At 67.3% G+C, this 8,965-nt stretch carries 6 protein-coding genes; 5 read left to right on the top strand and 1 reads right to left on the bottom strand.

The annotated features are described in order from the left end of the window. Positions 1-156: 156 nt before the first annotated feature. A complete protein-coding gene (locus E7744_RS15205; protein WP_137775189.1) occupies positions 157-1,077 on the bottom strand; it encodes a LysR substrate-binding domain-containing protein in 921 nt (306 codons plus the stop codon). Positions 1,078-1,251: 174 nt separating this feature from the next. Here E7744_RS15205 and E7744_RS15200 point away from each other — a divergent pair, with 174 nt between their 5' ends. The 5 genes from E7744_RS15200 (at position 1,252) to E7744_RS15180 (ending at position 8,877) form a co-directional block, all read left to right on the top strand. Continuing rightward, positions 1,252-2,724 (top strand): APC family permease, encoded by a 1,473-nt coding sequence (locus E7744_RS15200; protein WP_137775188.1) that lies wholly within the window; start codon positions 1,252-1,254, stop codon positions 2,722-2,724. Between the two features lie 12 nt (positions 2,725-2,736). Continuing rightward, on the top strand, positions 2,737-4,389 hold the full coding sequence (locus E7744_RS15195; RefSeq protein ID WP_137775187.1) for an amidohydrolase: 1,653 nt from the start codon (positions 2,737-2,739) through the stop codon (positions 4,387-4,389). 104 nt (positions 4,390-4,493) lie between these two features. Then, on the top strand, positions 4,494-5,723 hold the full coding sequence (locus E7744_RS15190) for an MFS transporter (protein ID WP_246858698.1): 1,230 nt from the start codon (positions 4,494-4,496) through the stop codon (positions 5,721-5,723). Between the two features lie 56 nt (positions 5,724-5,779). Continuing rightward, entirely contained in the window at positions 5,780-7,258 is a 1,479-nt protein-coding gene (locus E7744_RS15185) for a benzaldehyde dehydrogenase (RefSeq protein ID WP_137775185.1), read from the top strand. Between the two features lie 368 nt (positions 7,259-7,626). Further along, the gene (locus tag E7744_RS15180) at positions 7,627-8,877 is read left to right on the top strand and encodes an IS256 family transposase (protein WP_137774762.1); all 1,251 of its coding nucleotides are present in this window, start codon (positions 7,627-7,629) and stop codon (positions 8,875-8,877) included. Positions 8,878-8,965: the final 88 nt, after the last annotated feature.

The raw sequence follows: 8,965 nt of genomic DNA, 5'->3' as shown, positions 1-8,965 counted from the left end.
GATGAACCTCTTCGTCGAAGGGAGTGCAGCACCACGGCTGCCTGCTGGTCCTTCCATCCTTCGGCTCGCCGCCCACGGCCGGCAATCATGAAATCCCGAACGCGTCTTCGTCAGAACAGAATGCTCGACGCCGGCCCCACGGCCGTGCGGTCGACATCAGTCGACGAGGGACTCGGCTTCCGGCAGGTCATCGATGTGGTCCCGGATCACGGCCCGAGTCACCTCCAGGAGTTCGGGGATCATCGGGTTCGCACTGCCGCGCCGCCAGACGAAGGCCTGGATGCTGGCCGGGGCGTCGGAGATCGGGATGAAGCGGACGCCCGGGTGCCGAAAGGTCCGGGTGGCCGAGGCCGGATATGTGTCGATCGCACCCGAGTAGGCCACGGCGGAGAGGCTCTCATTCAGGGTGCGGACCAGGGCACCGGTGCGGCCCGGAGCCCCGCGCACTCCGGCAAGGGTCCAGAAATCCGCCCATTCGGTCGGAGTGGTGTCTCCGGCGACCGCGAAGGGCTGATCGATGATGTCCTCCACCGTCAGGGACGCGGCCTGGCCAAAAGGCCCCGCGGCCGCCACAGCGGCGTAGAGCCGTTCCTGGAAGAGCGGCCTGACCTCGAACCGCGGGTCGTCGATGGGCATGCGGAAGAAGGCGACATCCACCACACCGGAACCCAGATCCTCGAATTGCGTGCTCATGGACAGCTCCGTGAACTCCAGCCGGGTCTGCGGGAATTCCGCCGCGAAGGCACCGAAAACCTGATGCGTGAGCTCGCCCAAGGCCTCCCCGAAGAAGCCGATACTCAGGTGCTCCGTGGCGCTGCGCGCGATGGACTGGGTTTCGGTGCGCAACCGGTCCAATCGGTCCAGGATCTCCTGGGCCTCGCGGACGAAATGCACTCCGGCCGGGGTGACCAGCACCTGGTGAGGGGTCCGTTCGAACAGCTTGACGTCCAGTCGGGATTCAAGCCGGCGGATGTGGGTGCTCAGGGCGGACGCGGCGATGTGCTCCAGCTCCGCGGCCCGGCCGAAATGCAGCGTCTCTGCCACCCGCACCACATACTGCAGCTGTCGGATCTCCATCGTCAGTCCGCCCTTGCCTTTCGACCTCGTTCAGCCCTCCGCTGGCCTGCCACGTTCAAGAATCGCGAACGCACCTTCTCACAGTGATCGTTGTCACACGCGGGGGGCTCCCGAAGCATGGAAGACCACAGCTACACGTCAACCTGCCAGAATCTTCCCACCTCCGAGGTATCCATGGAAACGTCATCCCCGGCGAAGGCACCATCAACGAGGTCTCTTGCGATCGACCCCACACAGCTGAGCGCGGGCTCGATCGGCACCGCCGGCATCGTGTTCTTTGTGGTCGCGGCCGCCGCACCGCTGGCAGCCACCCTGGGGGCCGGGCCGGTGGTGTTCATGTTCGCCGGCCCGGCGGCCCCGGCGATGTACCTGATCGCGTCCCTAGCCCTGCTACTGTTCGCCTTCGGGTTCTCCGCCATGAGCAGGTACGTCACCAACGCCGGCGGATTCGCCGCGTTCATCTCCTGGGGTCTGGGGCGTTGGGCCGGTTTTGCCGCCGCCGGGATCGCCCTCGTGGCCTATCTCGCCATGTTCCTGGGGATCTCAGCCCAGTTCGCCACGTTCACCTCCGACTTCTTCAACCGGTTCGTGGGCCTCGACGTCCCCTGGCAAGCCACGCTCCTGGTCGGGGTGATCGTCATCGGCCTGCTCGCCTACCGGGACATCCGCGTCTCGACCGTGCTGTTGGGCATCATGCTGGTCCTGGAGCTCCTGTTCCTCCTCGTCTTCGACGTCGCCGTCCTCGCGCAAGGTGGTGCCGAAGGCATCAATGCCGCCTCCTTCAGCCCCGCCGACATCTTCAGCCCGACTATGGGGCTGGCCCTGCTCTTCGCCTTCGCCTGCTTTGTCGGCTTCGAGGCGACCATCCTGTACGGGGAGGAGGCGCGCGAACCCAAGAAGTCGGTTCCCCGGGCCACGTACATCGCCGTCATCGTCATAGGCGTGTCCTACACCCTGACCATGTGGGCCCTGGCCCTCGCCTACGGGGTCGACGACGTCCAGGACGCGGCACTGGCCGACCCGGTCAACTTCGTCCTGGCCGCTGTCACCGACTACCTCGGTGGATGGGCCGCCGTGGTGATGGAACTGCTCGTGGTGACCAGCCTGCTGGCGGTGCTACTGTCCTTTCACAATGCGCTGAACCGCTACGTGTTCTCCCTGGGCCGGTCCTCCTTCCTGCCGGGCTGGCTCGGTCACACCCACCCACGCCACCGGAGTCCCAGCCGCGCCAGCGTGCTGGTCACGATCATCATCGGCATCCTGCTGGTGCTGTTCATGTTTACCGGACAGGACCCCTTCGCGGTGCTGTACATGTGGATGATCGGGCTCGGCACTCTCGGCCTCCTGCTGCTGCAGGCCGCCGGCGCCGCCGCCGTGATCGTGTTCCTGCGCCGGCGCTCCGCAGAGGTGGGCCTGTGGTCGCGCCTCGTGGCCCCCCTGATCGGTGGAGCCATGCTGGTGGTCGCCGTGGTCCTGGCCGTCACCAACTTCGAGGCCCTCATCGACACCGAGGGGGCCGCCGCGGTGGCCCTTCCGGCTCTCTACCTGGTCGCCATCGCCGCCGGCCTGATCATCGGTGCCCTGCGGCCCGTAGAGGACCTGCGCACCGAGTATGACCTCGAGGAACCCTCCGCCCACCCTGCCTGACGAGGAAAGACCATGACCTTCACACGAACCCCGGCCAACGACCTTCTCATCATCAATGCCACCGTCCACGTCGTGGACTCCAGCAACTCCCGTCATGACAGCATCCTGGTGCGGGACGGCAGGATCACCGCCGTGGGCAACGAGTCCACGTGCCGGGCCCAGGCCCATCGTGACGCCGACGTCCTCGACGCAGGGGGCCGAACGGTGGTTCCGGGATTCATCGACGCCCACAACCACCTCTCGATCGCCGCCTTCGAGCCCATCGCCGTCGATTGTTCGACACCACCGTTCACGTCCCTTGACGAGGTGCTGGAAGCCGTCGAGCGGCACTGTCGGGAGCTCCCCGAAGGTCAATGGGTCCGGGGCTTCGGCTTCAACCCGGCACGGGTCAGAGAGCAGCGTGGCCCCAACCGCCATGAACTGGATGAGGTTGCTCCCCGAAACCCCTTCCTCCTGATGGAGAGCAATTGCCACGCCGGGCACGCCAACAGTGCGGCGCTGGCGGCCGTGGGGATCTCGGTGTGCTCACCCGATCCCTGGGGCGGCCTGATCGACCGTGACGGCCACGGAGTCCCCACGGGAACCCTGTATGAGGCGGCGATCAACTCCGCCCTGTCCTTATCGTGGGACGAGTTCGCCGACGCGCATCCCGACCAGGCGGTGGGACTGATCGAGGCCAAGACCCGGGACTACCTGGCCGCCGGGATCACGGCCGTCGGAGACGCCTGCGTCACCACCTCGGCGGCGCGGCTTTACCGCCGGGCCGATGCAGCCGGGCGCCTGCCCCTGACCCTTCAGCAACTCCATGGGGGTGACCACTTCTTCTCCCAGCAGGATCTGAGACGTGCGGACATCCTGGAGCGCATTCATGGAGGGGAATCGCATCTGCTCCGTGGCGGCGCCATGAAGATCTTCGTGGATCGCGCCTACCCGGACGGTGCCGCCATGCACCATCGGCACGACGGGTGCACGAAGCACACCGGCACCCCGTTCTATAGCCCGAGGGAAGTCCGGGACCTGGCCGTGGAGGCTGCAGTGCAGGGGATTGACCTGGCCATCCATGGGATGGGCAATTGCGCCGTGGACACAGTGCTGGATGCCTATCGGCAGGTCCGACGTGCGGTGGGCGACGGTCCCGTGCTGCGCCTGGAGCATGCCTTCGTCGCCGAACGCGCCCAGGCTCCGATGCTCGCAGCGGCCGGTGTCGACCTGGTGGCCAACCCGGGCCTGGTCTACGAGGACGGCCCCCTCTTCGGTGAATGGCGCGGTGAAGGGCAGGGGCACCTGTCTGTGCTTCCCGTGAGGTCCATGATCGACGCGGGAGTTCGGGTCAGCTTCGCCTCCGACCATCCCTGCGGTGGATACTCTCCCGCCGAGATCATGTGGTCCGCCGTGGCTCGCCAGCATTCCAGCGGAGCACTGGTCGACCCTGAGGAGGCCGTCACTCCGCTGGAGGCCCTGCGCGCGTACACCATCAATCCGGCCCACGCCTCCGGTCGCGCCTCCGAGGAAGGCAGCCTCGAGGTCGGCAAGCGAGCCAACCTCCTGGTCCTGGACCGTGACCCACTGTCCTGCTCCGTCGACGATCTGCGCCAGATGCAGGTCGACCAGACCTACGTGGACGGACAGCTGGTCCACGAACGGCAGACCGTACTCAGCGTGTGAGCGCCCGACCACTATTCACCATCCCGTCAGCCCCAGGCGCAAGTGCACCAGGGCTGTCCCCAGAGAAGGAAACGTCGATGCCGTCCATGGTTACCCCCGTCCAGGTGAACCGCAGTGAAGACCCCAATTCGAAGGGACGGACAGCGCTGATCGTGGCGTTTTCGTCCCTCGCCGCCCTGCTGCTCCTCGTGGCTCCCGCCGTGGCGACCCAGTTGCAACTCCAGCTGGGATTCACTCCGTCACAGACGGGAGACCTGTTCGCCCTTGAACTGGGCGCCACCAGCCTTGCCTCTCTTCCTGCCCTCTACTGGATCAAGAATGTCAACCTACGTACGGCGTCCCTCGCCCTGGGTGTGGTCTACGTAGCCGGGAATGTGGTGTCCATGTTCCTTACTACCTTCGAGTCCCTAATCCTCGTGCGGGGTCTCACCTCCTTCGCCGGCGGCTCGCTGATGGTGCTGACCATGACCTTGGCCGCGCGGGCCCGGAACCGGGACCGCATGTTCGGGTGGTGGACCGTAGGACAGATCGCCGTGGGTGCCATCGCACTGGCCGTCCTCCCCCCGATGTTCTCGGCGTTCGGCATCGGCATTTTCTATCTGTCCATGGGCGTGCTGATGGCACTGTCATTGCCGCTGGTCCGGTACCTGCCCCGTCACCCCCTCCGGCCGGCGTCGGGCACGGTGGCCTCGAACCGCCTGGCCCAGCCGAACATCGCCAAAACGGTCCTCGCCCTGGTGGCCTGCCTGCTGTTCTATGTTGGCCTGATCTCCGTCTGGACCTTCATGGGAGGGTTCGCCGAGGCCGCGGGCATCGCCCCGGGGACTACCAGCCTGATCCTGGCTATTGCGACGGTCATCGGCGTCGTGGGGTCCCTTGCGGCCACCATGGTCGGAGGAAGTATCAACCGCCGCATCGTCCTCCTCGGCGGCTACCTCGCCATGATCCTGGCCATCGCCCTGCTGTTCGGCACCGACGGCGCCCTCCGATTCGGCGTCGCGGCTCTCATCCTCAAATTCGCCTGGCCCTGGACCCTGCCCTTCCTGATGTCCACCCTGGGAGACCTCGATCCGCAGGGCCGAGCGTCGAACCTGGCCAATCTGGCCATCGGCGGAGGGTTGGCCATCGGCCCGCTCATTGCGGGCCGTGTCGTGGAGGCCACGGGCGGCTTCGACACCCTGGCGCTGATCGGCGTCCCCGTGGTGGCTGTCTCCCTGGTGCTGATCTTCCTCGCCCAGCCCACTCGCCGGACGGCCGTTGCCGCCGGGGATCCCGGGGAGGCCGGGGAACCCGATCAAGTGATTGCGGCCCCGGTGGCGTCGCCCAGCAGCTGACATCCATGGCCCTGAACCGGCCAACGATCAATCAACACCTCATCGCAAGGAGCATCATGACCATCACCGATACGCAGCCGACATCCGTCCTGGAGTCGTCCGTGTGGGACGGGAAAATCTACACCGAGGCCTGGACGGAGGGCTCCGCCGGGTCGATCGACGTCTTGGAGCCGGCCACCGGGGAGGTGCTGGGCCGGGCGGGGATGGCCTCGGCGGCGGACGTGTTCGCCGCGGCCACCCGGGCCGCGAGGGCCCAGAAGGAGTGGGCGGCCAAGCGCCCGGAGGAGCGGGCCGCAGTGTTGCGCCGGGCCGGGCAGGTCTTCGAGGACCACGCGGACGAGCTGAACCTCTGGGTCCAGCGCGAGACCGGGGCCATCGCGGCCAAGGCCGCCCTGGAGACCCACGTGGCCGCCAATGAGTGCTTCGACGCCGCCGGGTTGCCGCACCACCCGGCCGGGGAGGTGCTGACCTCCGATGCCGAGCACTGGTCCTTCGCCCGGCGGGCGCCGGCCGGCGTCGTCGGTGTCATCTCACCGTTCAACTTCCCGTTGATCCTCTCGATCCGCTCCGTGGCCCCGGCCCTGGCCCTGGGCAACGCGGTGATCCTCAAGCCAGACCCGCGCACCGCGGTCTCCGGCGGGGTGATGATCATGCGCGCCTTCGAGGAGGCCGGGCTCCCGGCCGGGGTGCTGCAGCTGCTGCCCGGCGGCGCCGAGGCCGGGGCCGCCCTGACCGAGGCCCCGGAGGTGCGGGTCGTGTCCTTCACCGGCTCCACCGCCGCCGGGCGCAAGGTCGGGGAGGCCTGCGGGCGCAACCTGAAGCGCGCCCACCTGGAACTGGGCGGGAACAACGCCCTGGTCGTGCTGCCCGGGGCGGACGTGGCCGCCGCGGCCTCCGCCGGGGCCTTCGGGTCCTTCCTGCACCAGGGCCAGGTCTGCATGACCACCGGAAGGCACCTGGTCCACGAGTCGATCAAGGACGAGTACGTGGCCGCGCTGCGGGCCAAGGCCGAGCACCTGCCGGTGGGGGACCCGACCGGGCAGGTCGCCCTGGGCCCGGTCATCGACGAGGGCCAGCGGGACAACATCGACCGGCTCGTGAAGGCGGCCCAGGACGCCGGGGCGATCCTCGAGGCCGGCGGCACCTATCAGGACCTGTTCTACGCCCCCACCGTGCTGACCGGCCTGGACCGGGAGAACCCGGCCTGGGCCGAGGAGATCTTCGGCCCCGTCGCCCCGGTGATGGGCTTCTCCACCCTGGAGGAGGCCGCCGAGATCATCAACGCCAACGAGTACGGGCTCTCCGTGGGCATCCTCGGCGACGTCGGCGAGGCCATGAAGCTGGCCGACCAAGTGCACTCCGGCAAGGTCCACATCAACGAGCAGACCGTGGGGGACGAGTCCAACGCCCCCTTCGGCGGCGTCGGGGCCTCCGGCACCGGATCGAGGTTCGGCGGCTACACCGCGAACATCGAGGCCTTCACCGAGACCCAATGGCTCACCATGCGCCCCGACATCGCCCCCTACCCATTCTAGGGAGCACGCCGCCATCACGTTGGTGACAGTCGACTGGTCGGGGGGCCGTCCTTTGCTTGATCTGTCCTCCGGCTCGCGGGCCATGGTGCCGGCCCGTCCTGGGCCGGTCACGACTCCGGGAAAGTCCCCCACCGCGCTTCCCCTGCTCGCACTGGGTCCGTGGCTCACAGGGGCTGTTCGCAACAGCGCCCGATTGCCGGTGCGAGGGGCACTACGCTGCAGTCGAAGACAGGGGCCGACTGCAAACCGGCCCGTTGGGGAGTGCCCACCTATATTCGGGTCGGGACTGTAAGAAAAACGGTGTGTGAGGGTCCGGCCTGATCCGAAAGGAGACGGCCGTGACTGACACGACCGAGGCAACAGAGGCGATGATCGATCCCGTGACCGGAGAGATCATCGATCAGAAACAACTCGCCGAACAACTGCTCGCCCAGGCCAAGGAGCAAGGCGTGAGCCTGGTCGGCCCCGGCGGGCTGCTCAACCAGCTGACGAAGAACGTGCTGGAAACGGCGCTCGAGGCGGAGCTGACTGAGCACCTCGGCCACGAGCATGGTGAGGTGCCGATCGCGGAGAATATGCGCAACGGCACGAGATCGAAGACGGTGTTGACCGAGATCGGCCCCGTGCAGATCGAGGTGCCGCGGGATCGGGAGGGGTCCTTCGAGCCGGTGATCGTGCCCAAGCGCAAACGGCGCCTGGACGGGATCGACCAGATCGTGCTGTCCCTCTCGGCTCGGGGTTTGACGACCGGGGAGATCGCCGCGCACTTCGAGGAGGTCTACGGAGCCACCGTCTCCAAGGACACCATCTCCAGGATCACCGAGAAGGTCGCCGGGGAACTCGCGGAGTGGTCCGCCCGGCCGCTGGACTCGCTCTACCCGGTGATCTTCGTCGACGCCATTGTGGTCAAGGTCCGGGACGGTCAGGTGCGCAACACCCCGTTCTACGTGGTCATGGGCGTCACCACCAATGGAGAACGCGACATCCTCGGGATCTGGGCCGGTGACGGCGCCGAGGGCGCCCGGTTCTGGCTGCAGGTCTTCTCCGAACTGAAGAACCGGGGCGTGGAGGATGTGCTCATCGCCGTGTGCGATGGGCTCAAGGGCCTGCCGGAGGCGATCACGACCACCTGGGAGCGGACGGTGGTCCAGCAGTGCATCGTGCATCTGATCCGCAACAGCTTCCGCTACGCCGGCCGACAGCACCGCGACGGGATCGTCAAGGCCCTCAAGCCGGTCTACACCGCCCCGAGCGAGCAAGCGGCGAAGGACCGCTTCGCCGAGTTCAGGGACGAGTGGGGTCAGCGGTATCCGGCGATCGTGCAGCTCTGGGAGTCCTCGTGGGCGGAGTTCGTGCCGTTCCTGGAGTACGACGTGGAGATCCGCCGGGTGATCTGCACGACCAACGCGATCGAGTCGATCAACGCCCGCTACCGCCGGGCGGTCCGCGCCCGGGGCCACTTCCCGAACGAGGCAGCCGCCCTGAAGTGTCTGTATCTCGTCACCCGGTCCCTTGATCCCACCGGCGGCGGGAGGGCACGCTGGGTGATGAGGTGGAAGCCGGCGCTCAACGCCTTCGCGATCACCTTCGCCGGACGGTTCGAGAGAACCACTCACTGATGAAAACCGCCGGACCCCACACACCCTTTATCGGACAGTCCCGCCAGTTACGAGAACTTCCCCATGAGTAAGGGCGTTGGCAAAGTCT

The sequence above is a fragment of the Citricoccus sp. SGAir0253 genome, assembly GCF_005877055.1.
Taxonomy (GTDB): domain Bacteria; phylum Actinomycetota; class Actinomycetes; order Actinomycetales; family Micrococcaceae; genus Citricoccus.
The sequence above is the reverse complement of the archived record's forward strand: the minus strand, read 5'-3'. Positions and strand labels throughout refer to the sequence as shown.

Coding starts and splice junctions, on each gene's coding strand:
- E7744_RS15185 (WP_137775185.1), top strand. CDS start 5,780: ATGACCATCACCGATACGCAGCCGACATCCGTCCTGGAGTCGTCCGTG.
- E7744_RS15200 (WP_137775188.1), top strand. CDS start 1,252: ATGGAAACGTCATCCCCGGCGAAGGCACCATCAACGAGGTCTCTTGCG.
- E7744_RS15180 (WP_137774762.1), top strand. CDS start 7,627: ATGATCGATCCCGTGACCGGAGAGATCATCGATCAGAAACAACTCGCC.
- E7744_RS15195 (WP_137775187.1), top strand. CDS start 2,737: ATGACCTTCACACGAACCCCGGCCAACGACCTTCTCATCATCAATGCC.
- E7744_RS15205 (WP_137775189.1), bottom strand. CDS start 1,077: ATGGAGATCCGACAGCTGCAGTATGTGGTGCGGGTGGCAGAGACGCTG.